At 66.5% G+C, this 23,112-nt stretch carries 23 protein-coding genes and 1 tRNA gene; 13 read left to right on the plus strand and 11 right to left on the minus strand.

Translation table 11 applies throughout. The features are described 5' to 3' along the window. Nucleotides 1-22: 22 nt before the first annotated feature. Nucleotides 23-484, minus strand: a complete 462-nt coding sequence (locus AC2EAL_RS10230) for a DUF4174 domain-containing protein (protein ID WP_484724113.1) — start codon at nt 482-484, stop codon at nt 23-25. Nucleotides 485-549: 65 nt separating this feature from the next. On the opposite strand from AC2EAL_RS10230, the gene scpA reads away from it, so the two are divergent. Next, a complete protein-coding gene (gene scpA, locus AC2EAL_RS10235; RefSeq protein WP_484724114.1) occupies nt 550-2,676 on the plus strand; it encodes a methylmalonyl-CoA mutase in 2,127 nt (708 codons plus the stop codon). 110 nt (nt 2,677-2,786) lie between these two features. On the opposite strand, the gene AC2EAL_RS10240 is transcribed toward scpA, so the two are convergent. From AC2EAL_RS10240 to AC2EAL_RS10275, 8 genes are all read right to left on the minus strand, one after another. After that, a complete protein-coding gene (locus AC2EAL_RS10240) occupies nt 2,787-3,692 on the minus strand; it encodes a class I SAM-dependent methyltransferase (RefSeq protein WP_484724115.1) in 906 nt (301 codons plus the stop codon). 255 nt (nt 3,693-3,947) lie between these two features. Next, entirely contained in the window at nt 3,948-4,331 is a 384-nt protein-coding gene (locus tag AC2EAL_RS10245; RefSeq protein WP_484724116.1) for an AAA+ family ATPase, read from the minus strand. Between the two features lie 36 nt (nt 4,332-4,367). Next, a complete protein-coding gene (locus AC2EAL_RS10250; protein ID WP_484724117.1) occupies nt 4,368-5,420 on the minus strand; it encodes an endonuclease/exonuclease/phosphatase family protein in 1,053 nt (350 codons plus the stop codon). After that, a complete protein-coding gene (locus AC2EAL_RS10255; RefSeq protein WP_484724118.1) occupies nt 5,417-6,130 on the minus strand; it encodes a TerB family tellurite resistance protein in 714 nt (237 codons plus the stop codon). The genes AC2EAL_RS10250 and AC2EAL_RS10255 overlap by 4 nt, the downstream gene beginning before the upstream one ends. 31 nt (nt 6,131-6,161) lie before the next feature. Continuing rightward, nucleotides 6,162-6,647, minus strand: coding sequence for a GNAT family N-acetyltransferase (locus AC2EAL_RS10260; protein ID WP_484724119.1), 486 nt, complete (start codon nt 6,645-6,647; stop codon nt 6,162-6,164). Then, complete coding sequence (locus AC2EAL_RS10265) at nt 6,644-7,258, minus strand: VOC family protein (RefSeq protein WP_484724120.1); 615 nt, start codon at nt 7,256-7,258, stop codon at nt 6,644-6,646. Before AC2EAL_RS10265 ends, AC2EAL_RS10260 begins: the two co-directional genes overlap by 4 nt. Then, nucleotides 7,255-8,826 (minus strand): Ppx/GppA family phosphatase, encoded by a 1,572-nt coding sequence (locus AC2EAL_RS10270; protein WP_484724121.1) that lies wholly within the window; start codon nt 8,824-8,826, stop codon nt 7,255-7,257. Before AC2EAL_RS10270 ends, AC2EAL_RS10265 begins: the two co-directional genes overlap by 4 nt. A 130-nt stretch (nt 8,827-8,956) precedes the next feature. Continuing rightward, a complete protein-coding gene (locus tag AC2EAL_RS10275) occupies nt 8,957-9,175 on the minus strand; it encodes a DUF6324 family protein (protein WP_484724122.1) in 219 nt (72 codons plus the stop codon). A 138-nt stretch (nt 9,176-9,313) separates the two neighbouring features. On the opposite strand from AC2EAL_RS10275, the gene AC2EAL_RS10280 reads away from it, so the two are divergent. From AC2EAL_RS10280 to AC2EAL_RS10290, 3 genes are all read left to right on the plus strand, one after another. Then, nucleotides 9,314-9,390, plus strand: a tRNA-His gene (locus tag AC2EAL_RS10280). 123 nt (nt 9,391-9,513) lie between these two features. Continuing rightward, a complete protein-coding gene (locus AC2EAL_RS10285) occupies nt 9,514-10,533 on the plus strand; it encodes a GlxA family transcriptional regulator (protein WP_484724123.1) in 1,020 nt (339 codons plus the stop codon). A 74-nt stretch (nt 10,534-10,607) separates the two neighbouring features. Then, nucleotides 10,608-12,908: a Tex family protein gene (locus tag AC2EAL_RS10290; RefSeq protein ID WP_484724124.1), complete on the plus strand. Its 2,301-nt coding sequence runs from the start codon at nt 10,608-10,610 to the stop codon at nt 12,906-12,908. Nucleotides 12,909-12,973: 65 nt separating this feature from the next. Here AC2EAL_RS10290 and tldD read toward each other — a convergent pair whose 3' ends face one another. Further along, a complete protein-coding gene (tldD, locus tag AC2EAL_RS10295) occupies nt 12,974-14,395 on the minus strand; it encodes a metalloprotease TldD (RefSeq protein ID WP_484724125.1) in 1,422 nt (473 codons plus the stop codon). A 55-nt stretch (nt 14,396-14,450) separates the two neighbouring features. After that, nucleotides 14,451-15,260: an alpha/beta hydrolase gene (locus AC2EAL_RS10300; RefSeq protein WP_484724126.1), complete on the minus strand. Its 810-nt coding sequence runs from the start codon at nt 15,258-15,260 to the stop codon at nt 14,451-14,453. 162 nt (nt 15,261-15,422) lie between these two features. Between AC2EAL_RS10300 and coxB the strand changes: the two genes are divergently transcribed. The 9 genes from coxB (at nt 15,423) to AC2EAL_RS10345 (ending at nt 23,072) form a co-directional block, all read left to right on the plus strand. Further along, a complete protein-coding gene (coxB, locus tag AC2EAL_RS10305; RefSeq protein WP_484724127.1) occupies nt 15,423-16,334 on the plus strand; it encodes a cytochrome c oxidase subunit II in 912 nt (303 codons plus the stop codon). Nucleotides 16,335-16,403: 69 nt separating this feature from the next. Further along, on the plus strand, nt 16,404-17,348 hold the full coding sequence (cyoE, locus tag AC2EAL_RS10310; protein ID WP_484724128.1) for a heme o synthase: 945 nt from the start codon (nt 16,404-16,406) through the stop codon (nt 17,346-17,348). A gap of 1 nt (nt 17,349) precedes the next feature. Beyond that, nucleotides 17,350-17,544, plus strand: coding sequence for a hypothetical protein (locus AC2EAL_RS10315; RefSeq protein ID WP_484724129.1), 195 nt, complete (start codon nt 17,350-17,352; stop codon nt 17,542-17,544). Then, nucleotides 17,541-18,131, plus strand: coding sequence for a cytochrome c oxidase assembly protein (locus AC2EAL_RS10320; protein WP_484724130.1), 591 nt, complete (start codon nt 17,541-17,543; stop codon nt 18,129-18,131). The genes AC2EAL_RS10315 and AC2EAL_RS10320 overlap by 4 nt, the downstream gene beginning before the upstream one ends. Nucleotides 18,132-18,156: 25 nt before the next feature. After that, the gene (locus tag AC2EAL_RS10325; protein ID WP_484724131.1) at nt 18,157-18,957 is read left to right on the plus strand and encodes a cytochrome c oxidase subunit 3; all 801 of its coding nucleotides are present in this window, start codon (nt 18,157-18,159) and stop codon (nt 18,955-18,957) included. Nucleotides 18,958-19,023: 66 nt separating this feature from the next. Then, entirely contained in the window at nt 19,024-19,692 is a 669-nt protein-coding gene (locus tag AC2EAL_RS10330; protein ID WP_484724132.1) for an SURF1 family protein, read from the plus strand. A gap of 11 nt (nt 19,693-19,703) precedes the next feature. Continuing rightward, nucleotides 19,704-21,092, plus strand: coding sequence for a threonine synthase (thrC, locus tag AC2EAL_RS10335; protein ID WP_484724133.1), 1,389 nt, complete (start codon nt 19,704-19,706; stop codon nt 21,090-21,092). A gap of 136 nt (nt 21,093-21,228) precedes the next feature. Then, nucleotides 21,229-22,488 carry a M16 family metallopeptidase gene (locus AC2EAL_RS10340; protein ID WP_484724134.1) on the plus strand — a complete coding sequence of 420 codons (1,260 nt, stop codon included), beginning with the start codon at nt 21,229-21,231 and terminating at the stop codon, nt 22,486-22,488. Continuing rightward, the gene (locus tag AC2EAL_RS10345; protein WP_484724135.1) at nt 22,488-23,072 is read left to right on the plus strand and encodes a GNAT family N-acetyltransferase; all 585 of its coding nucleotides are present in this window, start codon (nt 22,488-22,490) and stop codon (nt 23,070-23,072) included. Before AC2EAL_RS10340 ends, AC2EAL_RS10345 begins: the two co-directional genes overlap by 1 nt. Nucleotides 23,073-23,112 lie beyond the last annotated feature (40 nt).

The raw sequence follows: 23,112 nt of genomic DNA on the forward strand, positions 1-23,112 counted from the left end.
AATTCTCAAGAAGTCCGGGGCTTTACCGACCGGCGGGGTTCCGCTCCAAGGCCTCGTTGCGGGCGATGGGCATCTTGTCGATGGAATTGATGATCTCGCGCCCTTCCCAGGGCAGGGGTTTGCGTATCGAGGGCTTCCAGTCCTTGTCCATCAAGACCAGCGAAAAGCCCCTGGGGCGCAGTTTCTTGCGCAGCGCCGAAGGGTTCGCGGGGTCGGTGTCGAGGATCAGGACCACGTCGCGTGCGGCAAGCTCATCATGATAGCGGGCCAGCAACTCAAGCTGACGGACAAATGCCGGGTCGTTGGGACTGTCAGCAAAGACGATCACCGGTCGCAGCACATAGAGGAGATCGCTTTCGATCACCTCGGCGGCGGCGATCGGAGCAAAGGTGACAACCTCTTCGGCGCGGGCCGAAACGGAAAGAAGCGCGGCGAGGACAAGGGCCTGGGCGGCAACCAAAGGACGATGGGCGACGGTGTTCATGGGCTTGATATAGGCGGCCTTTCGCAAAAGCCCAAGCGCGCAGGCGTCGCGGAATGGAGAGTGTGATGGCGGACCTGAAGCAGTGGGAGGCGCTGGCCTCGAAGGAGCTCAAGGGCAAGGGCCCGGAGAGCCTGAACTGGCAGACGCTGGAGGGGATCACGGTCAAGCCGCTGTACACCGCGGCGGACGTGGCGGGCCTGCCGCAGATGGGCGAATTGCCGGGCGTGGCGCCGTTCACCCGGGGCGTCCGGGCGACGATGTATGCCGGGCGGCCCTGGACGATCCGGCAGTATGCGGGGTTTTCTACCGCCGAGGAGTCGAATGCGTTTTATCGCAAGGCGCTGGCCGGGGGGCAGCAGGGGGTGTCGGTCGCCTTCGACCTGGCGACGCATCGGGGTTATGACAGCGACCATCCGCGCGTGGTGGGAGACGTGGGGAAGGCGGGGGTCGCGATCGACAGCGTCGAGGACATGAAGATCCTCTTCGACGGCATCCCGCTGGAAAAGATCAGCGTGTCCATGACGATGAACGGGGCGGTGATCCCGATCCTGGCGTCGTTCATCGTGGCGGGGGAAGAGCAGGGGGTGGCGCGGGCGGACCTGTCGGGGACGATCCAGAACGACATCCTGAAGGAATTCATGGTGCGGAACACCTACATCTATCCGCCCGAACCTTCGATGCGGATCATCGCGGACATCATCGAATATACGTCCCGCGAGATGCCGAAGTTCAACTCGATCTCGATCAGCGGCTATCACATGCAGGAGGCGGGCGCGAACCTTGTGCAGGAGCTCGCGTTCACGCTGGCCGACGGGAAGGAATACGTGCAGGCCGCCCTGGCACGCGGGATGGACGTCGACGATTTCGCCGGGCGCTTGTCGTTCTTCTTTGCCATCGGGATGAACTTCTTCATGGAGGTGGCCAAGCTCCGCGCCGCGCGGATGCTGTGGCACCGGATCATGAGCGGGTTCGGGGCGAAGAAGACGTCCTCCCTGATGCTGCGGACCCATTGCCAGACCTCCGGGGTCAGTCTTCAAGAGCAGGACCCCTACAACAACGTCATCCGCACGGCCTATGAGGCGATGGCGGCAGTGCTGGGGGGGACGCAGTCGCTGCATACGAACGCGCTGGATGAGGCGATTGCCTTGCCGACGGAATTTGCAGCGCGGATTGCCCGGAATACGCAGCTGGTGTTGCAGGAGGAGACGGGGATCACCCATGTCGTCGATCCGTTGGCGGGGTCCTACTATGTCGAGAGCCTGACCAATCAGCTGGCCGAGGAGGCCTGGAAGCTGATCGAGGAAGTCGAGGCGATGGGGGGCATGACCAAGGCGGTGGCCTCGGGGATGCCGAAGCTGCGGATCGAGGAGTCGGCCGCCCGGCGGCAGGCGATGATCGACCGGGGCGAAGAGGTGATCGTCGGGGTCAACAAGTACCGCAAGGACCAGGAAGACCCGATCGACATCCTGGACATCGACAACATGGCGGTCCGCGAGGCCCAGGTCGCGCGGTTGAAGGCGGTGCGGGCCTCGCGCGACGAGGGCCGGGTGCAGGCGGCGCTGGCGGAATTGACGCGTCGGGCCGGGGAGGGTGGCAACCTTCTGGAAGCGGCGGTGGAGGCAGCCCGGGCACGGGCCTCGGTCGGGGAGATTTCTGACGCGATGGAAAAGGTGTTCGGGCGGCATCGGGCCGAGGTGAAGACACTGGCCGGGGTCTACGGCGCGGCCTATGAGGGCGACGCGGGGTTCCAGCAGATCCAGAAGGACGTCGAGGCCTTCGCCGAGGCCGAAGGGCGGCGGCCGCGGATGCTGGTCGTGAAGATGGGCCAGGACGGGCATGACCGGGGGGCGAAGGTGATCGCCACGGCCTTCGCCGACATCGGGTTCGATGTGGATGTGGGGCCCCTGTTCCAGACGCCGGAGGAAGCGGCGCAGGATGCGATTGATAACGACGTGCATGTGATCGGGATTTCCAGCCAGGCGGCGGGGCACAAGACCCTCGCGCCGAAGCTGATCGAGGTGCTGCGGGAGCGGGGGGCCGGGGATATCCTGGTCATCTGCGGGGGGGTCATTCCGCAGCAGGACTATGATTTCCTGAAGGCCGCCGGGGTGAAGGCGATCTTCGGACCCGGCACCAACATCCCGGCGGCGGCGAAGGAGATCCTGGACCTGATCCGTGCGGCCAGAGGGTAGTTGTCCACGCAGGACAGCCCTGCCGGTGCGAGGGAAATCAAGGGCTTGGCTGTGGGCGTTCAGGTGGTGTTAACCAACACCCGGACGGGCATGGTCCCGGCACGAGACCTTTACGCCGGGGCCACACGCGCGAAGATGCCGAGGCAGTCGTACTTGCGCCCGGGCGCCGCCCAGGCCGAGCGGGCGAGGAGTGCGAAGGAGTTCAGCGGGGTGCGGCTGGGGCTTGCCACGCCACGCTCGGCCAGCATGGTGTGAATGCTGTTTTCCCAGCCGCGCCAGCTGGCGGTGAAATGCCGGGTATAGCCGTGGTAGTTGTGGTCGAAGACCTGCAGCCCCGCCTTCCGGCACAATCCGGTCAGCGAGTCCGTGGTGAAGAAGTGCAGGTGCCGCGGCACATCCAGCATTTCGGAGATCTGCGCCAGCGTCCGGAAATAGGTGGCCCCACAGTTCGGCACCTCGCAATAGAACACACCGTTGGGCCTGAGGAGGTCGCGGACGTTGCGCAAGGCGCGCAGCGGATCGCGGCAATGTTCCAGGACATGGGTCATGGTGATGAGGTCGAAGGACTGTCCCGCCAGTTCGGGCGGTGGCTCTTCGGCACTACCGGGTAGTACCTCCAACCCCTTGGCCGCGGCCACGGCGCGGGCGCCCGGGTCGGGTTCGATGGCGACCAGCCTGCGGCCATCGCCCGCCATCGCGGCCAGGAAATCGCCGTTGCCACAACCGATGTCCAAGACCGACCGCGCCCCGGGCGCCCGCCGCAAGAGACCCTCGCGGTCCATCAGGCGGCCGCTGTCGCGCAGGTAGGCGGCCTTGACCAGGACCCGGTCGATCAGGCCGGCGGGTACGTCGACCATGTGCGAGCCGCCATGCGTGTAATAGGCCGAAAGCTCATAGGCTGAGGAAAGGGCGGCGTCGTCAGGCTGTGTCCGCGTGGTGCCAAGATCGCAGGCATCGCACCAGACCAAAGCGCCGCTGCCCACCGGTGCCCCCCGTTTCTTGACGTCGATGGGCATCGTCAACCAGGGCCGCAAGGCAGAGGTCGACGTCTCGCACAGGGGACAGCAGTCTGCGGATGGGGACATGGCGCAAGCTTTCCGGTCGGGTTGTGGCAGGGATCCTTTTGTCGCTGTGCCAGCCCGCCGCAGCCCTGTTGGCGCTGTCGGAAGGCCGCGTTAACCCTGACGTGGGAAGCACACCGGGCCGTTTCAAGACGCCGGAGGAAGATCACAAGGACCTATGCGAATGTCTGCAACTGAGGGTTGTCGACCCTAAAGCTCGATCTCGCCATTCGGGCCGGGCTGGGGCAGGTCGTCGGCCTTTGGCACCAGGGGCGCGTTGCGGCGGATCAGGATGTCGCCGTTCGGCAGCATGATCGGCGCGTCATAGTTGCGGATGTCGTCGATCATGGTGATCAGCTGGCGCAGCTTGGGGCCGATCTCGGCACCGAGGCCTTCCAGCGCGGGGCCGGCCTCTTCCAGCGCCTTGCCCATTTCGTCGATCGCGGGCTGCATTTCCTGCATCATGCCGCGCATGACCAGCTTCATGCCCTCTTCCATCAGGCTGAAGCCTTCGCTGTCCGCATCAGGTGTGACGGATGGTTCTTCGGCCAGGGCCGGAACGGCAATCAGGCAAAGGGCGAGGGCAAGTCTCATGTCCCCAATATGGGGAAGGGGGGGCGGGTTTTCAAATCACATCTCGGCCACGTCGATGGTCACCGGGAAATGATCCGAGGCCTGCAACAGCGCCTCGCGCAGTTCGGGGACTTCCATGATCCGGGGGTCGTTGAACGGATGCCAGATGCGCCAGTCGGGGGACCGGGCGGCAAGGTCGGGCGATACCATGATGAAATCAAGCAGCGCCTCGAAGTAGCGCTTCTGCGGGGCAAGGTAGAAGCGGGCGGTGGTCGGGGTCACGCCGCTGATCTTGCTTTGGATCGCCATGGCGGCATGCGGGTCGGTCAGGTGCCGTTCAGGGTCCGGGCCGGTGCCGAGCACGATCTCGACGCCGGAATGGCCGAAGAGCTTTTCGAATTCGTCGATGCCGGGGCCGTCGTTGAAATCGCCCATGACGATCAGGCTGTCGCCCTGATCCAGATGCATGTCGACCCGTTGCCGCAGCCAGAGGCACTGGGCAAGCTGCTTGCGGCGGTTCTCGATGGAGAGCCGGATCTGTGCCTCGCGCCCGATGGCGCCGTAGGGGTTCTTCGACTTGGCATGGACGCCGATCAGCCGCAGGTGCTGGCCGCTTTTGGTGGTCACCGCAAGTTCCAGGGGCGGCTTCGAGAAGCGGATGGATTCGAAGACGTTGTCGGCATCAAGATCGTAGCGGAAGGTTGTGTCGAAGCGCGGCGCGTCGGGCGATCCCTGGGTGGTGGCGGGGTGACCCTGCGGGTCGTGGCGCACCGTCAGGCGGTCAGGGTCGTAAAGAAAGGCGATTTCCTGTTCGGTTTCCGAGGGATAGCCGATCAGAGCCTTGCGGGCGCGCAGTCCTGCGGCCTTGGCGAAGGTTTCCAGGGCCTTGACGGTCGAACGCTTGCCGTTGGTGTCAGGTGCCTCGATGATGGTGATGCCGTCGGCATCGAGCGCAGAGAAGACGATGGCCAGTGCGGCAAGCTGTTCGCCCCGGGTGGTCTTGTAGCGGGTCGAGGGCTCACGGTCATCGAGCATCCGGCCGTGGTTGTCGAAGAGCGCGTTGAACCATTCGACATTGTAGGTCGCAAGGCGCAGGGCCCGCCCGGTCATGCCGCCTCTTTCGCGCTGATTTCGCGCCAGGCCTCGTTGATCAGCTGCAACCGGCGTTCGGCAAGTTTCATCGCCTCGGGCGGGATGCCGCGAGATTGCAGGACGTCGGGGTGGGTGTCGCGGACGAGGTCCTTCCAGGCCTTGCGGGCTTGGTCCTTGGTGGCAGTGCCGGGCAGGCCCAGGACGTCGTAAGGATCGCGGGGGGCGCCTTCGACAAGGCGCGAGCGGACGATGTTGAAGCAGCGGTCGTCCAGGCCGAATTCGTCGGCGACATGGGCAAGGAAGGCGTCTTCGCCGGGGTGGTAGGAGCCGTCGGCAATAGCGATCTGGAACAGCGCCTCAAGGATGTCGACCAGGACGTGGTGGTCGTCGGCGCAGATCCGGTGGCCGTCGGGGTTGAAGAGCCGCGCGATCTTGCGGGCATAGGCGTCAAAGCCCGCGACGTCCTGGCGCGCAAGGTTGTAGACGCGGGCGGCGTGTTCCTCTTCGCCCTCGGGGAAGGTGAAGATGCGGCGGAAGGCCGTGACCTCGTCCCGGGTGACGGTGCCGTCGGCCTTGGCCATCTTTGCGCCAAGGGCAAGGACGGCGATGGTGAAGCCGATGGACTGTTCGGGCGAGGGGTCGTTGCGCAAGCGGTCGAAGACCACGGAAAGGGGTTCGCCCTGGACAAGGGCGGCGAGGGCCTCGGTTATGCGGGTCCAGATCGACATGGGGGGAGAATAGCGGGCAGTGGGGCGGATGTCAGAGGAATTTCTGCATCAGCACAAGGTCGATGTAGCGGCCGAACTTGAAGCCGGCCTGCGGGACCGTGGCGATGTGCCGGTATCCCATGCGGGCGTGAAAGGCCTGGCCGTCGGGGTTCTCGCCCGAGACGCCGGCGATCATCTGGTGCGCGCCCTGGGTGCGGGCGTGGTCCTCGATGGCAGTCAGAAGCGCGCGGCCAAGGCCCTGGCGGGGTGCGTCGGGCAGGAGGGAGATCGAATGCTCCATGCAGGTCCGATACCCGGCGCCGCCGCGGAACTGGCCGTAGCTGGCCTGGCCGATCACGGTGCCTGCGTCCTCGGCCACCAGGAAGGCATGGCCGTCGGCGGCCTTGGTGGCGATCATGGCAAGGATGTCGGCTTCGGTCTTCGGGACCGGGTTGAAGGTGACGGCGGTGTTCAGGATCCAGTGGTTCAGAAGCGCGACAAGGGCCGGGGCGTCGGCGGCCGTGGCGGGGCGGATCATGTCAGGACGCGGGGGCCGTGCGGCGTGTCGAATGTGGCGCGGATCGAGCGGTAAGGCCCGTGTTCGACCGTGACGCGGGGGTCGGACAGGCCCTTCAGCGCGGCGCGGAGGGCGGGGGCCTCGGGGTGGGTGACCTGCAGGCCGGTCAGGCGGATGCCGTGGTCACGCAGCGATTTCGTCGGGTGCAGCTCGCCCTGCCACTGGATCAGCGCGGGGTGGCAGTCGTCGAAGGGCAGGCGGCCCGAGGCGGGGACCGCAAAGCGCCAGCGGTAGTCGCCGCGCTGAAGGTCGGTGGCGGTGCCCATGCCGGGCGGTGCGGCGGCGAGGGCCGCGTCGAGGTCGTCAGTCCGACAGATCCAGTTCGTCAGGCGCGGAGGGCCACGGAAGTGGTCAAGGTCGAACCAGCGGGGATGGGCAGGTTTGGGCGCCGTGGGGTCGACGGCGATGACTTCGAGGTAGAGGTCGCCCAAGGACAGCAGACGGTTGTGCGTGCCCATGTGCGGGTGCTTGCCGCCGCCCGTGGGCGCCACGCCAAGCGCCGCCTCGACCCAGGCTGACCCGGCCTCAAGCGTCGCGGCGGAAACCGCGATATGGTCCAGCGCAAGCGTCATTCGGCATCCATCGGCTGGACCCTGGTCGTGGCCTTCAGGGCCAGCGCAAGGGCGGTGAAGCGGGCCTGGGCGACCTCGCCAAAAAGGCCGATGCCGTCTTCGGTCAGGGCAAGGGTCAGCAGGCGCTTTCTCGGGTTCCAGCGCAGCTCTCCGGCCTGGGACGGATCGCCGATCGAGAACATCGCGCCGAAGCGCATGGCCTTGCCCAAGGCCTCGGCCTCCTGAATCTCTTCCTCGGACAAAAGACGGAACAGTGGCTCCATCCGGCTGCCTGCACGGCTGTTCTTGTAGCGGTGGAGTAGCGCGAGACCGAGGAACACGCGGCCCGGGTGGTCAAGGCCGCCAAGGTTGGCGCGGGTCGCGTTGTCAAAGCAGGCCTCGGCCCGATAGTCGGGGTGGGCGCGCCAGGTGGTGTCATGCAGAAGGCAGGCTGCCTTGATGAGCCGCAGGCGTTCGGGCGTCCCACCTTTGAAGAGGGGTTCGAGGAAGGTGAAGAGCTTCTTACCGAAGCCCGGGATACGGGCCTGGGTCAGTTCGGTCATCCGCGCGGCCTCGATCAGCGGGTCGCGGGCGCGGAGCTTTTCCGGCATCTGTTCGTAGAGAAGCCCCTCGCGGATGCCATAGGCCGAGACGTCGATCTCGGACGGCTTCAGGACGCGGATGATTTCGCGCAGGACCTCGCAGGCGAGGGGCACAAGCTCCATCCGTTCCGCGCTGGTGCCGGTGCGGCCACGCAGCGCCGAAAGATCGGTCGAGGCCAGCCAGTCGAGCGTGGCGAGGAGGCCGTCGGGCGTCATCCGGTATTCGTGCAAGACCGTCAGCGGGTAGTTCCGCCGCTCCATGTCGAGCCGCGCGATGACCCGCCAGCTGCCGCCCACCAGGTAGATGCGGTCGTTGTCTGGCTTGATGTCCCTGGCGGCTGCTTCAAGGATGGCGTCGATATGCGCCTTGCGCCTTCTCGGGTCTGTCGAGACCTGCTGCAGGCGGAAGGGACCGAGGGGCGTGGAGACGCGCTTGCCGACCTTGCCGCCGCCGATCCGCGCCAGTTCCATCGAGTTGCCGCCAATGTCGCAGACGATGCCGCGGGCCTCGGGCCAGCCGAGCAGCACGCCCTGGGCCGACAACCGCGCCTCTTCGGCCCCGTCGATGACGTGCAGCCTGAGGCCGGTCTCGCGCAGGACCTGGGCCTGGAATTCGGGGCCATCCTCGGCCTCGCGCGTGGCGGCGGTGGCGACCACGGTGAAGGGGCTGATGTCCATCCCTTTGGCCAGAAGGGAAAACCGCTTGAGCGCGGCAAGCGCGCGGGCCTTGCCTTGCGGGTTCAGGCGGCCGGTCTCGGCCAGGCCCTTGCCCAGGCCGCACATGATCTTTTCGTTGTAGAAATAGGCGGGCGAGCGCGCCGCGCCGTCGAAGACCACCATCCGGACCGAGTTCGAGCCGACATCCACCACGCCCACGCGCGACAGGGCGCGGGCAGAGGGGTCGTCGAACAGGGGTTTGCCGAAGGGGCCCCAGTCGCCTGCGTCGTCATCGTCATCTGGCTGGGGGGCAGGTCCGTCTGCAGCCATGGAAGAATCTCCGGGGTCGTTGCGGCGGTATCGTGACGGGGCGGGGGTGGTCGGTCAACCGGCTGGGCGGGCCAAATTCCTTCGAAGGAATTTGCAGATCTTTTCGAAAAGATTTGGCCCCTGCCCGGCGTCAGCGCTTTTTCGGCTTGGGGGCCGGGCGGTCGCCCATCGCCCGTGCGGCTTCGGCGGCAGCGCGCAGTTCCTCGGCGATTTCCTCGGCCTCCTCGGGGTCGAAGTCGAGGGGCAGTTCGATGCCGCCTTCGGCCTCGACATAGATGCGGACCATGCCCGCGTCGGTCGGCCCGATCTGCAGGTTGGCGGCGATGTCGCTGGGGTTGTTGATGCCCATTCGTGCTACTCCGGCTATGTCGCGGGGGTAGCGGGCGGCGGGGCGAGGCGCAAGGAAAAACCGTTCCGGCATGGGTGACGAGGGCGCTTGCATTCAGGCTTGCATTCGGGGGGGAGCGCGGCTAAATCGCCCCCGTGTGCCGCCTTAGCTCAGTTGGTTAGAGCACCAGATTGTGGATCTGGGGGTCCCCCGTTCGAGCCGGGGAGGCGGTACCATCCTGCAGAAGGCCCGGATCGCAAGGTCCGGGCCTTTGGCATTGCTGGCGGGACCGATTGACAGAGAGGCCGCATCGGCACAGAAGCGGGGATGTCGCATTTTTCCCCAGAGGGGTGCCGCAGATGAGCCGTGCCGACCGGGACCAGGGTTTCACCATCGCCAGCGCCGTCATCCCGCGCGGGGTGGCGCATGTGCGGCTGGAGGGTCCCGTCGTCACCCGGGACTTTGCCTTCCTCGTGCTGCCGCGGTTCACGCTCTTGGCGTTCAGTTCGGCCATCGAGCCATTGCGGATTGCCAACCAGCTGACGCAAGCGCCGCTGTACAACTACCGGCTGGTCAGCATGGACGGTCAGCCGGTGGAAAGTTCCGCCGGAGTGAAGGTCGAGGTGGACCAGGGGCTGGAACCGCTCAGCCGCGAGACGACGGCCATCGTCTGTTCGGGGACGGATGCCAGCCAGGCGGCGGACAAGCGGGTGCTCGCTTGGCTCCGCGACCATGCCCGGCGGGGCGGGGGGTTGGGGGCGGTCTGCACCGGGGCCTATACGCTGGCGCGGGCGGGGCTTCTGGGCGATGATACGCCGGCGGTGCATTGGGAGAACCGGCCTGCTTTCCGCGAGCTGTTCGACATGGAGCCGCTTGAGCAGATCTATGTCATTGGCCGCAAGCACTTTTCCTGCGCGGGCGGCGAGGCTGGGGTGGACCTGATGCTGGCGCTGATCACGCGCGACCATGGGCCGAAGCTCGCGGATGCGGTGGCCGAGATGTGCCTGCATTCTCGGCGGCGCGAGGCGAGTGCTACGCAGAAGAAGGTCTATCCGGCGCCGATGCTGGCGCGGCATCCGGCGGTGGCGCGGGTGATCGCGGCGATGCAGGCGAATATCGCGACGCCGCTGGACCGCGACGCGCTGGCCGCGGTCTTTGGCCGGTCGCCCCGCCACCTGGAGCGGATTTTCCAGTCGGTCGTGCAGGAGACGCCCAAGGGATACTACCTGGGCCTCAGGCTGGAGGAGGCGCGGGACCTCTTGTCGGACACGACGCTGTCGATCCTGGAGGTGGCGGTGGCGACGGGGTTCAACTCTCGGTCCAGCTTTTCCAAGGCCTACAAGAAGCGGTTCGGCCAAAGCCCGGCCCGGACGCGGTAGACGGGCTGGCTGGCGGGCTTCACCCGGCCCGGGGGCGCGGCTAAGGTGCCCGCCCCTGACCTTTGAGGATTCGCATGAGCCTGATCCAGATCCCCCGCCTGATCGCCACGGAAATCGGGGCGACCCCCCAGCAGGTCAGCGCGGCGGTGGAGCTTCTGGACGGCGGCGCGACGGTGCCCTTCATCGCGCGCTATCGGAAGGAAGTGACGGGGGGACTGGACGACACCCAGCTGCGGAAGTTGGAGGAGCGGCTGGGCTACCTGCGCGAGCTTGAGGCGCGGCGGGGGGCGATTGCCGAGTCGATATCTTCCCAGGGCAAGATGACGGATGAGCTGGCCCGCGCGATTGCCGAGGCGGTGACGAAGGCGGAGCTGGAGGACATCTACCTGCCCTACAAGCCCAAGCGTCGCACCAAGGCGATGATCGCCCGGGAGGCGGGCTTGCAGGGGTTGTATGACGCGATCCTTGGGGACCGTTCGGCCGACCCGCTGGCCCTGGCGGGCGGGTTCCTGTCAGAGGGGTTCCCCGACGCCAAGGCCGCGCTGGAAGGCGCGCGGGATATTCTGGCCGAGGGGCTCTCTGAGGATGCTTCGCTCTTGGGCCGGTTGCGGGACCACATGCGCAAGGCCGGGAAGCTGGCGGCGAAGGTGGTGCCGGGGAAAGAGGTGGCGGGAGCTAAGTTTTCGGACTACTTCGCGCATACCGAGGATTTCGGGCGCGTGCCGTCCCACCGGGCGCTGGCGATGTTTCGCGGGCGGAACGAGGAATTCCTGTCGCTGGACCTGGAGGTCGATGCCGAGGCTCCTCGTGGCGAGAGCCCGGCGGAACGGGCGTGCGGGGCGGCGGTGGGGGCCTCCGGGCAGGGCGCGGGGGACAAATGGCTGCGCGAGGCGGCGGCCTGGGCCTGGCGGGTAAAGATCAGGACCTCATTGACGTTGGACCTGATGGCAGAGCTCCGCGAGGCGGCAGAGGCCGAGGCGATCCGGGTCTTTGCGCGGAACCTGAAGGACTTGCTGTTGGCTGCTCCGGCGGGGGGGAAAGCGACGATGGGGCTCGATCCGGGCATCCGGACGGGGGTGAAGGTCGCGGTCGTCGATGCGACGGGCAAGGTCGTGGCCACGGACACGGTCTATCCGTTCCAGCCGAAGCTGGACCTCAAGGGCGCTCAGGTGTCGATTGCCCGGCTGATCGGGCAGCACGGGGTCAAGCTGATCGCCATCGGCAACGGGACCGCCAGCCGCGAGACCGAGAAGCTGGTGGCGGACCTTCTGGCGCTGCTGCCGGGCGGGGCAGAGAAGCCGGTGAAGGTGGTTGTCAGCGAGGCCGGGGCCTCGGTCTATTCGGCGTCGGAACTGGCGGCGAAGGAGTTTCCGGGGCTGGATGTCTCGCTGCGGGGCGCTGTCTCGATTGCCCGCCGCCTGCAGGACCCCTTGGCCGAGTTGGTGAAGATCGAGCCGAAGGCGATTGGCGTTGGCCAGTACCAGCATGATGTCGACCAGCACCGGCTGGCGAAATCGCTAGATGCGGTGGTCGAGGATGCGGTGAACGCGGTGGGGGTGGACCTGAACACAGCCTCCGCCCCCCTTCTGGCACGGGTGTCGGGGGTCGGGCCGGGGCTCGCTGAGGCCATCGTGGCGCATCGGGATCAGAACGGGCCCTTCGGGACGCGGAAGGACCTTTTGAAAGTCGCTCGGCTGGGGCCGAAGGCGTTTGAGCAGGCGGCGGGCTTCCTGCGGATCACGGGCGGGAAGGAGCCGCTGGATGCGTCCTCTGTCCACCCCGAAGCCTATGATGTGGCGCGGAAGATCGTCGCGGCCTGCGGGCGGGACATCCGCAGCCTGATGGGCGATGGGGCGGCATTGAAGAAGCTGAACCCGGCGGCGTTCGTGGATGAACGTTTCGGGTTGCCGACGGTGAAGGATATCCTGTCGGAACTGGAGAAACCGGGGCGGGACCCTCGGCCGTCGTTCAAGACGGCGACCTTCACCGACGGGGTAGACGAGATCACCGACCTGCGGCCGGGGATGGTGCTGGAAGGCACGGTCACCAACGTCGCGGCCTTCGGGGCCTTTGTGGACATCGGCGTACATCAGGACGGGCTGGTGCATGTCAGCCAGCTATCGGACAGCTTTGTGAAGGACCCGCATGCGGTGGTGAAGGCCGGGGATGTGGTCAAGGTCCGGGTGGTCGAGGTCGACGTGGCCCGCAAGCGGATCGGGCTGACGATGAAGTCGGACGGCGGGGCTTCGGCGAAGGACCAGGCGCGGGAGCGGGCGCCCGGGCCGGGCAAACCGGTGCGTGGGCCGATGCAGTCGGGGCCGCAGTCGGGCGGGAATGCGTTCGCCGATGCTCTGAAGGGCAAGTTTGGACGGTAGACGCAAAATCCTTGAGTAAGGATTTTGGCAAATTTCTTGCTCAAGAAATTTGGGGTGCACCCGGGTCAGGCGGCGGCGCCCCCGACCGTCAGGCCCTGGATCATCAGCGTCGGCTGGCCCACGCCCACCGGAACCCATTGCCCCGCCTTGCCGCAGTTGCCGATGCCGGGGTCGAGCTGCAGATCGTTGCCGATGGCGCGGATGCCTTTCAGCGCGGTCGCCCCGTCGCCGATCAGGGTGGCACCTTTCACCGCCTCACCGATGACCCCGTTCCGGACCCGGTAGGCCTCGGTGCAGGAGAACACGAACTTGCCAGAGGTGATGTCGACCTGGCCTCCGCCGAAGCCCACGGCATAGATGCCATCCTTAAGGCTGGCGACGATGCCCGCCGGGTCGTCGTTTCCGGCCAGCATGTAGGTATTCGTCATCCGGGGCATCGGGATATGCGCGAAACTTTCGCGCCGCCCGTTGCCGGTGGGGGCCACGCCCATCAGCCGGGCGTTCTGACGGTCCTGCATGTAGCCGACGAGGACCCCGTCTTCGATCAGCACGTTCTTCCCCGAAGGTGTGCCTTCGTCGTCGATGGAGATCGAGCCGCGGCGGTCGGGGATTGTCCCATCATCAAGGACAGTCACGCCTTTCGAGGCAATCTGTTTCCCCATCAGCCCGGCGAAGGCCGAGGTTTCCTTGCGGTTGAAGTCGCCCTCCAACCCGTGGCCGATGGCCTCGTGCAGAAGGATGCCGGGCCAGCCGGGGCCGAGGACGACGTCCATCACGCCGGCCGGAGCCTCGACCGCGCCGAGGTTGACGCGGGCGATGCGCAGCGCCTCGGCGATCATCGGTTTCCAGGTCTCGGGCGACATGAGTTGCGCCAGACCGTGGCGGCCGCCTTGGCCGGTGCCACCCTGTTCGCGGCGGCCGTTCTCCTCGACCATCACACTGACGTTGATCCGGGCCATCGGGCGGATGTCGGCAAGGCGGGTGCCTTCGGGGCGGAGGATCTCGACCTCTTGCAGGCTGGCCGACAGGGTGGCGGAGACCTGGACAACGCGAGGGTCAAGCGCGCGGGCATAGGCGTCGATTTCGCGGAGAAGATCGATCTTCACCGGGAAGGCGGCCTCGGCCATCGGGTCGTCGGGGCGGTAAAGCCGGGTGTTGGTGCCGCGTGGGGGGGGCGCGAGCGTGCCGCCGCCCGCGCCCACGGCAAGCCGGGCGGTTTCCGCGGCGCGGCGAAGGGAGGTTTCGGTGATCTCGGTCGAATGGGCGTAGCCTGCGACTTCGCCCCGGACGGCGCGGAGGCCGAAGCCCTGGCTTGCATCATAGGTCGCCTGCCGGATGCGGCCATCGTCCAGCACGATCGACTCGGCCCGGCGCCGTTCCAGGAACAGCTCGCCATCATCCGCCCCGGCGGTCGCTTCGCGCAGGGTGGCAAGGGCTGCGGCTTCGTCGAGATGGGACTCGAAGGGGCGGAAGGGGGCGTCGGTCATGGGCGTGCGCTTTCGGTGGGGCAGGCGCCAGAGATGGGCCGTCGCAGAGGCAGGGTCAAGGCGCGATCGTCCGGTCGATGAAATCGGCGCCCGCGGCCCAGGTGGCAGGGTCGAACAGCGCCTCATGCCCGACGGGGCCGAGCGATAGGAAGGTCTTGGGGTCGCGGGCGGCGTCGTAGAGGCGCTTGCCGAAACCGGGCGGGATCACGCGGTCATCGTCGCCATGCAGGATCAGAAGCGGCGCGCGGACAGCAGCGATGTGGTCGCGCGAACGGTACTGGTCCTTCATCAACAGGCCAACCGGGATCCAGGGGTAGGCCGCGCGGGCGATGTCGACGGCGGCGGAATAGGGCGCCTCCAGCACCAGGGCCGCGACGGGATTGGCGGCGGCGGTCTGGACGGCAGGGCCGGTACCGAGAGATTCGCCCACGAGGACGATGCGGTCAGGCGGGATGCCCTGGCCGCGCAGGTGGTCGTAGGCGGTCTTGGCGTCGATCAGGAGGCCCGCCTCGGTCGGACGCCCGGTCGAGCCGCCATAACCGCGATAGCTGAGGAAGGCCGTGCCAAACCCGCGCGACTGGTAGAAGGCCTGCCGGTCGGCACGGTCGGCGACCTCTCCCGCGTTGCCGTGCAGGAACAGGATCGTGGGCCGGTCCCCCTGCGCCGGGCTTTGCCAGATGACCAGCGTTTCGCCGTCGGGGGTGGCGAGCGTGACGCGGGTCACCCCGGCCAGGCCCACGGCGTCCGGTGCGGGGTCGCGGCGGGTCGGGAAATACTGCAGATCGCGCTGGAAAAGGTACATTCCCGACAGCGCGACCCCGTAGATCAGGCCGAAGGTGACGAGGGTCAGCTTGATGAAGGCCACGGCAATCCTTCTCGCCATCGGACGGGCGATTTGTCGCTACGGTTTTGCTTGTCGCGGGCAAGCTAATATGGTTTGAGGGCCGTGTGAAATGGCGGGATTCTGACCGGCGGTCGGTCCTGCTTGAAAGCGGCGCCAAGCCGCGACGTGAACGGGAACAAAACCATGCGTCTTTCGAATGTGATCGGCGGGATCGCCGCGGCAGGGATGACCACCTTTGTGGCCGGGCAGGTGCTGGCGCAGCAGGCCCTGGAAATCATCGGCCAGCCCGAGCCGGGCGGGATGGGGTTCCAGCCCTCGGCGACCGAGCTGAAGCATGACATCGTCTGGCTCGACACGATGATCAACTACATCATCGGCGCCATCGTGATCTTCGTCACCGGGCTTCTGCTGTACACCGTCGTCCGCTTCAACCGTCGTGCCAACCCGACGCCCGCGCGCTTCACCCACAACAGCCCGCTGGAAGTGGCATGGACCCTGATCCCGATCGTGATCCTGGTGTTCATCGGCGCCTTCTCGCTGCCGGTCCTGTTCAAGCAGCAGGAGATTCCGGTGGGCGAGGTCACCATCAAGGCGACCGGCAACCAGTGGTACTGGTCCTATGAATATGTCGACGAGGGCATCTCGTTCGACAGCTACATGATCGGCTCTCCGGCCACCGGCGGTGTCAACATGCTGACCCCGGAAGTCGAAGAGCAGCTGAAGGCCGCGGGCTATTCGAAGGAACAGTTCCTTCTGGCAACCGATACCGCCGTGGTCGTCCCGGTGGGCAAGGTCGTCGTAGTGCAGGTCACTGCGTCGGACGTGATCCATTCCTGGAAAATCCCGGCTTTCGGCGTGATGCAGGACGCGGTGCCCGGCCGGACGGCGGGCCTTTGGTTCACGGCCGAGAAGGAAGGCATCTACTTCGGCCAGTGCTCGGAAATCTGCGGCCAGATGCATGCCTACATGCCGATCACGGTGAAGGTCGTGTCGGAAGCCGCCTATGCCCAGTGGCTGGAAAAGGCCAAGGCAGGCGACGTGCAGCTTTCGCATGTGGCTCTGCCGGCCGAGACCCAGGTCGCGGCGAACGACTGAACCTAGACACGGGACTTGCATGGGGCTTGGCCGAAAGGTCCGGCCCCCGTCGCCTAAAACGGAACCGGAATGAGCGATACCACCGCATATCAGGGCGTGACCGTCACCCCGCATGAGCCGGGGTTCGGCGATTACGTGCAGCTTCTGAAGCCGCGCGTGATGTCGCTGGTGGTGTTCACTGCGCTGGTCGGGCTTCTGGTCGCGCCGGTGGGGCTGCACCCGGTCGAGGCGTTCTCGGCGATCCTGTTCATCGCGCTGGGCGCGGGGGCCAGTGGCGCGCTGAACATGTGGTGGGACGCTGACATCGACGCCGTGATGAAGCGCACGGCGCGCCGTCCGGTGCCCGCAGGCAAGGTCCAGGCCGGCGAGGCGCTGGCCGTGGGGCTGGCGCTGTCCGGCATCAGCATCGTGATGCTGTGGCTGTCGACCAACTGGGTCGCGGCGGCGCTTCTGGCCTTCACCATCTTCTTCTATGCCGTGGTCTATTCGATGTGGCTGAAGCGGACGACGCCGCAGAACATCGTGATCGGCGGCGCGGCGGGGGCCTTCCCGCCGATGATCGGCTGGGTCTGTGCGACGGGATCGGTCTCGGTCGAGGCGGTGCTGATGTTCGCCCTCATCTTCATGTGGACGCCGCCGCATTTCTGGGCGCTCGCGCTCTTCATGAAGGAAGACTACCACACCGCGGGCGTGCCGATGCTGACGGTGACCCATGGCCGCAAGGCGACGCGGGTGCACATCCTGGTCTATACGCTGCTGCTTGTCCCGGTTGCGCTGGGCGCGGCGCTGACCCAGATCGGCGGGCCGCTGACCCTTGCGGTGGCGGTGGCGCTGAACGCCTGGTTCGTGATCGGTGCGGTCCGGATCTGGAAGCGGGACGAGGCCATGGCCGAGGCCGACAAATATGCCGTGGAAAAGGCCTTTTTCCGGTTCTCGCTGTTGTATCTCTTCCTGCATTTCGCGGCCTTCCTGGCCGAAGCGGCGCTGAAGTCGGCCGGGCTCGGGGGCTGGTGAGATGACCTTCCGCCCCGAGCATGAGCTGCACAAGCGCCGGTTCGGCCGCAACCTTGGGCTTGGGCTGACGCTTGCGGCCTTTGTCGCGCTGGTCTTCGCGCTGACCGTGGTCAAGGTGCAGCGCGGCGATCCGATGCAGGGCTTCGACCACACCTATTCCCCCGCCATGCTGCCGAAAGAGGAGACCCAGCCATGATCTTCCCGAAGCTGCAGGGCCCGAAGCGGACCGCGGTGCAACTGGTCGGCGTCGTGGTGACGATGGGGTCGCTGTCCTTTGCCGCCGTGCCGTTCTACGACTGGTTCTGCCGGGTGACTGGTTTTGGCGGCACCACCTCGGTGGCCGAGGCCGGGTCCGACGTCATCCTGGACCGGACCATGAAGGTCCGCTTTGACGCCTCGCTGGAGCAGGGGATGCCCTGGACCTTCAAGCCGGTCGAACGGTCGATGGAGATCCGCATCGGCGAGACCGGCCTTGCCTTCTACGAGGCGCACAATCCGACCGACCGCCCGGTGGCGGGCACGGCGAGCTTCAACGTCTATCCCTATTCGGCTGGCGGCTACTTCACCAAGATCGAATGCTTCTGCTTTACCGAACAGGTGCTGCAGCCGGGCGAGACGGTGCAGATGCCGGTCACCTTTTTCGTCGATCCCGCGATGGTCGAAGATATCGAAGGCCAGTTTGTGCACGAGATCGTGCTGAGCTATACCTTCCATGAAACCCCGCTGCCGGAAGAACAGGCAGCCCTGCAATCCTCGGCGGACGACGCATCCGCTGTGAACTGAGACAAGAAACGAGGGAACGCCGGCCATGGCCCACGCAAAGAACCACGATTACCACGTCCTGCCGCCGTCGATCTGGCCATTGTTCGGCGCTGTCGCCGCCTTCGTCATGCTGTTCGGCTCGGTCCTCTGGATGCACGGCTCGGGCCCCTGGATGGGGCTGATCGGGCTGGCGGGCGTGCTCTACGTGATGTTCGCCTGGTGGTCGGAAGTCGTGCACGAAAGCCGCGTGGGCGACCACACTCCGGTCGTGCGGCTGGGCCTGCGCTATGGCTTCATCCTGTTCATCATGTCGGAAGTCATGTTCTTCGCGGCCTGGTTCTGGACCTTCTTCAAGCACCGCATGTATCCGATGGGGCCGGACAGCCCGACGGTCGACGGTGTCTGGCCGCCCGCGGGGATCGAGACCTTCGACCCCTGGCATCTGCCGTTCATCAACACGCTGATCCTGCTTCTGTCGGGCTGCGCCGCGACCTGGGCGCACCATGCCCTGGTGCATGAGAACAACCGCAAGGACCTGGTCAATGGCCTGATCATCGCGATCGTTCTGGGCGTGATCTTCACCGGCATGCAGGCCTATGAATACAGCCACGCGGCCTTCGGTTTCGCCGGCAACATCTATGGCGCGACCTTCTTCATGGCGACGGGCTTCCACGGCTTCCACGTCATCATCGGGACGATCTTCCTGACCGTCTGCCTGATCCGCGCGCTGAAAGGGCACTTCACGCCTGAAAAGCACGTCGGCTTCGAGGCCGCCGCCTGGTACTGGCACTTCGTCGACGTGGTCTGGCTGTTCCTGTTCGCCGCCGTCTACGTCTGGGGCCAGTAAGCCCCAGGCCCAAAGTCACTGGTCAGCGCGGGCCTTCGGGCCTGCGCTTTCGTTTCCGGGGGACGCATGCGCCGTTATCTCTTTCCCGTCATCCTGGGGGTCTCCGGGGTCGCTGTCCTGCTCAGCCTCGGTTTCTGGCAGCTTGACCGGATGGAGGAGAAGCGCGCCTATCTCGACGAGATCGAAGCGCGGATTGCCAATGCTCCCATTCCGCTGCCCGCCGTTCCCGAAGAGGGCCGCGACAAGTTCCAGGCGGTGGTGGCCGAGGGGGCCTTTACCGGCGAGTATCTCGAGGTGCTGGCGGGCCAGAAGGGGGCAAGCCCGGGCGTGATGGTGATCGAGGCCTTCGACCTTGGGAATGGCCGCCGGATCATGGTCCAGCGCGGTTTCGTCGAGGAGGAGGCGCGGAAGGTCCCGAGGGCCTCGCATGCGGCGAGGGTTCTGGGCAACCTGCACTGGCCGGACGATACCAGCAGTTCCACCCCGCCACCGGATGAAAAGACGGGGCTGTGGTTTGCCCGCGATGTTCCGGCGATGGCGGCGAAGCTGAAGACGGAACCGACATTGATTGTCGCGCGTGAGCCAACCGGTGACGGGATCGCGCCGATGCCGGTCGATACCTCGGGTATACCGAACAACCATTGGGGCTATGCGATCCAGTGGTTCCTGCTCGCCGCAACCTGGGCGGGGATGACACTGTTCCTGCTCTGGCGTATCAGGACGCGGAAGGTTTGAAGGCGATGACCATGCACTACGTATCCACTCGCGGCGCGGCCCCGGTCCTTGGCTTCGGCGAGGCGATGATGACGGGCCTTGCCCGCGACGGCGGGCTGTATGTGCCCGAGACGATCCCGGTGCTGACGAAGGCCGAAATCGCCGCGCTGGCGGGGGCGCCCTACGAGGAGGTCGCTTTCAAGGTGATGCGGCCCTATCTGGGCGGGTTCTTCTCCGACGACGAATTCAAGGGGTTGATCGCAAAGGCCTATGAAGGCTTCCACCACGCCGCACGCGCGCCGATGGTGCAGCTGGGGTCGAACCATTTCCTGCTGGAGCTGTTCCACGGCCCGACGCTGGCCTTCAAGGACTTCGCCATGCAGCTCATTGGGCAGATGATGCAGGCGGCACTGGCCAAGACGGGGGAGCGGATCACCATCGTTGGGGCGACCAGCGGCGATACCGGGTCGGCGGCGATGGAGGCGTTCCGGGGCCTCGCCAATGTGGACGTGTTCATCCTGTTCCCGCATGGCCGGGTGTCGGACGTGCAGCGGCGGCAGATGACGACTCCGGCTGAGGCGAACTGCCACGCGCTGGCCATCGACGGCGATTTCGACGATGCGCAGGCCCGCGTGAAGGACATGTTCAACGACTTCGCCTTCCGCGACGGCGTGCGGCTGGCGGGGGTGAACAGCATCAACTGGGCGCGGGTGCTGGCGCAGGTGGTCTACTACTTCTACGCCGGGACCGCGCTGGGTGCGCCGCACCGCGAGGTGAGCTTCACGGTGCCGACTGGCAACTTCGGCGACATCTTCGCGGGCTACATCGCCAAGCGGATGGGGCTGCCCATCGACAAGCTGGTGATTGCCACGAACCAGAACGACATCCTCGACCGCGCGCTGAAGTCCGGGGACTACCGCACGAACGGCGTGAAGCCTTCGATCAGCCCGTCGATGGACATTCAGGTGTCGTCGAACTTCGAGCGCGCCCTGTTTGATGCCTATGGCCGCGACGGCGCGGCGGTGGCGCAGCTGATGGGCGAGATGAGGGCGGGCGGTTTCCGGATCAGCCAGGGGGCCATCGAGGCGCTGCGGGCGACCTTCGCCTCGGGCCGATGTGATGAGGACGAAACGCTGGCCGTCATCGCCCGGCACTGGAAGACGACCGGGGAGCTTCTCTGCCCGCATTCCGCCGTGGGGGTGAAGGTCGCGGAGGAGCATCTTGGCGGGGCGCCGATGATTACCCTGGCGACGGCACATCCGGCGAAGTTCCCCGACGCGGTGCAGCGCGCCACGGGGATCAGGCCGGGCCTGCCGCCGCATATGGCGGACCTCTTCGACCGGCCGGAACGGATGACGCGGGTGCCGAACGACCTGTCCGCCCTGCAGACCGTGGTGCGCGACCGGATCGCTCGTCGATGACTTCGTCACTCTTCGCTGCGGGTGCGCCCTGCGACGAGAAGCCGAAGGCGCACGAGGAGCGTTCCGGAGCGCCCCTTTTCCATCCCGCGCGGGGGTTGTATCACCTGCGAACCCGACGCCAAATCCGGACCGCATCTTGACCCAGCGCCTGCACACCCTGCCGAACGGTTTCCGCATCGTCACCGAGGCGATGCCGGGCCTGCAATCCGCCTCCGTCGGCCTCTGGGTCGAGGCCGGGGGGCGGCACGAGCGGCCCGAGCAGAACGGCATCGCGCATTTTCTCGAACACATGGCCTTCAAGGGCACCCGTCGCCGCTCGGCCCTGCGGATCGCCGAGGAGATCGAGGATGTGGGCGGCTACATCAACGCCTATACCAGCCGCGAGATGACGGCCTATTACGCGCGGGTGCTGAGCCAGGACGTGGTCATGGCGCTGGACGTGATCGCCGACATCGTCCTCAACCCCCTGTTCCGCAAGGCCGACATCGAGACCGAACGCCACGTGATCCTGCAGGAAATCGGCCAGGCGCTGGACACGCCTGACGACATCATCTTCGACTGGCTGCATGAGGTGAGCTATCCCGACCAGAGCTTCGGCCGCACGATCCTCGGGCCAGAGGAACGGGTGGCGTCCTTCAAGAAAGCCGACTTCGAAGGGTTCACCGGCGCGCATTATGGCCCAGACCAGATGATCCTGTCTGCGGCAGGCGGCGTGGACCATGACGCCATCGTCGCGGCGGCGGAGCGCATCTTTGGCGGGCTGAAGCCGGTGGGGGCCTCGAAGGTCGAACCCGCCCGCTTCATCGGCGGCGAGCGGCGCGAGGTGAAGGATCTGGAGCAGGTGCATTTCGCGCTGCAGTTCGAGGCTCCGGGCTACCGCGACGACAAGGTCTACACCGCGCAGGTCTATTCGATGGCGATGGGGGGCGGCATGTCCTCGCGCCTGTTCCAGAAGATCCGCGAGGACCGGGGGCTTTGCTATTCGATCTACGCGCAATCGGCGGCCTATGAGGATACCGGGCAGGTGACGATCTATGCCGGGACCTCGGAAGCCGAAATCGGTGAGTTGACCCGCCTGACGGTGGACGAGCTGAAGCGGGCCGCCGAGGACATGACCGAGGCCGAGGTCGCGCGGGCGCGGGCGCAGCTGAAGGCGGGGCTTCTGATGGGCCTGGAAAGCCCGTCGAGCCGCGCGGAACGCAATGCGCGGCTTCTGTCGATCTGGGGCCGCATCCCCGACGTGACCGAGGCGGTGGCGAAGATCGACGCGGTGGATACGGCGGCGGTGCGGTCCTATGCGGTCGACCTGACGACGGCTAAGGCGGCGTTGGCCATCTACGGCCCGGTCGCGGCGGCCCCTGGCGTCGAAGAGGTCCGCAAGGGACTGGCCGCCTGATGCTGGGACTGAAGCGTCGCATCCGGGTCGAGACCGAGCGGATGACGCTGCGGCTGCCGGAGCATGGCGACTGGCGGCAATGGTCCGAGGTGCGCGAGACAAGTGCCGAGTTCCTGATCAAGTGGGAGCCGGTATGGTCGAACGACCACCTCACCCGCCGCGCCTTCACCAACCGAGTCTACTGGGCGCAGCGGTCCGAGGCGCAGGGGACGGCGTTGCCGATGCTGCTGATCCGGCGCGAGGACCAGCAGCTCTTGGGCGCGCTGACCCTGGACAACATCCGCCGGGGGCCCGCGCAAACCGGGACCTTCGGCTACTGGATAGGCCAACCTTTCGCGCGGCAGGGCTACATGCGCGAGGCGATCCTGGCGCTGACCCACCACGCTTTCACCCGGATGGATCTGTCGCGGCTGGAGGCGGCCTGCCTGCCCGAAAACGTGGCCTCGCGCGGGGTGCTGGAGAAATGCGGCTTCAAGTACGAGGGCGTCGCGCAAAGCTACCTGCAGATCAACGGGCGCTGGCGCAACCATGTGCTTTACGCCAACCTGCGCGGCGACCGGCGTGGGCGGACGGATGTCGGTTGAGGCATCGGGCGTCGGCTGACGGGTTCGGACGGCTATTGAA

The organism is Tabrizicola sp. T74 (assembly GCF_057219935.1).

What these genes read in the sequence shown, in the direction of transcription:
- AC2EAL_RS10250 (WP_484724117.1), bottom strand. Translation starts at nt 5,420, where the DNA reads ATGACCGGGCGGGCCCTGCGCCTTGCGACCTACAATGTCGAATGGTTC.
- scpA (WP_484724114.1), top strand. Translation starts at nt 550, where the DNA reads ATGGCGGACCTGAAGCAGTGGGAGGCGCTGGCCTCGAAGGAGCTCAAG.
- AC2EAL_RS10275 (WP_484724122.1), bottom strand. Translation starts at nt 9,175, where the DNA reads ATGGGCATCAACAACCCCAGCGACATCGCCGCCAACCTGCAGATCGGG.
- AC2EAL_RS10270 (WP_484724121.1), bottom strand. Translation starts at nt 8,826, where the DNA reads ATGGCTGCAGACGGACCTGCCCCCCAGCCAGATGACGATGACGACGCA.
- AC2EAL_RS10285 (WP_484724123.1), top strand. Translation starts at nt 9,514, where the DNA reads ATGAGCCGTGCCGACCGGGACCAGGGTTTCACCATCGCCAGCGCCGTC.
- tldD (WP_484724125.1), bottom strand. Translation starts at nt 14,395, where the DNA reads ATGACCGACGCCCCCTTCCGCCCCTTCGAGTCCCATCTCGACGAAGCC.
- AC2EAL_RS10255 (WP_484724118.1), bottom strand. Translation starts at nt 6,130, where the DNA reads ATGTCGATCTGGACCCGCATAACCGAGGCCCTCGCCGCCCTTGTCCAG.
- AC2EAL_RS10230 (WP_484724113.1), bottom strand. Translation starts at nt 484, where the DNA reads ATGAACACCGTCGCCCATCGTCCTTTGGTTGCCGCCCAGGCCCTTGTC.
- cyoE (WP_484724128.1), top strand. Translation starts at nt 16,404, where the DNA reads ATGAGCGATACCACCGCATATCAGGGCGTGACCGTCACCCCGCATGAG.
- AC2EAL_RS10260 (WP_484724119.1), bottom strand. Translation starts at nt 6,647, where the DNA reads ATGATCCGCCCCGCCACGGCCGCCGACGCCCCGGCCCTTGTCGCGCTT.
- AC2EAL_RS10330 (WP_484724132.1), top strand. Translation starts at nt 19,024, where the DNA reads ATGCGCCGTTATCTCTTTCCCGTCATCCTGGGGGTCTCCGGGGTCGCT.
- AC2EAL_RS10245 (WP_484724116.1), bottom strand. Translation starts at nt 4,331, where the DNA reads ATGAGACTTGCCCTCGCCCTTTGCCTGATTGCCGTTCCGGCCCTGGCC.
- AC2EAL_RS10320 (WP_484724130.1), top strand. Translation starts at nt 17,541, where the DNA reads ATGATCTTCCCGAAGCTGCAGGGCCCGAAGCGGACCGCGGTGCAACTG.
- AC2EAL_RS10315 (WP_484724129.1), top strand. Translation starts at nt 17,350, where the DNA reads ATGACCTTCCGCCCCGAGCATGAGCTGCACAAGCGCCGGTTCGGCCGC.
- AC2EAL_RS10240 (WP_484724115.1), bottom strand. Translation starts at nt 3,692, where the DNA reads ATGCCCATCGACGTCAAGAAACGGGGGGCACCGGTGGGCAGCGGCGCT.
- thrC (WP_484724133.1), top strand. Translation starts at nt 19,704, where the DNA reads ATGCACTACGTATCCACTCGCGGCGCGGCCCCGGTCCTTGGCTTCGGC.
- AC2EAL_RS10345 (WP_484724135.1), top strand. Translation starts at nt 22,488, where the DNA reads ATGCTGGGACTGAAGCGTCGCATCCGGGTCGAGACCGAGCGGATGACG.
- AC2EAL_RS10325 (WP_484724131.1), top strand. Translation starts at nt 18,157, where the DNA reads ATGGCCCACGCAAAGAACCACGATTACCACGTCCTGCCGCCGTCGATC.
- coxB (WP_484724127.1), top strand. Translation starts at nt 15,423, where the DNA reads ATGCGTCTTTCGAATGTGATCGGCGGGATCGCCGCGGCAGGGATGACC.
- AC2EAL_RS10265 (WP_484724120.1), bottom strand. Translation starts at nt 7,258, where the DNA reads ATGACGCTTGCGCTGGACCATATCGCGGTTTCCGCCGCGACGCTTGAG.
- AC2EAL_RS10290 (WP_484724124.1), top strand. Translation starts at nt 10,608, where the DNA reads ATGAGCCTGATCCAGATCCCCCGCCTGATCGCCACGGAAATCGGGGCG.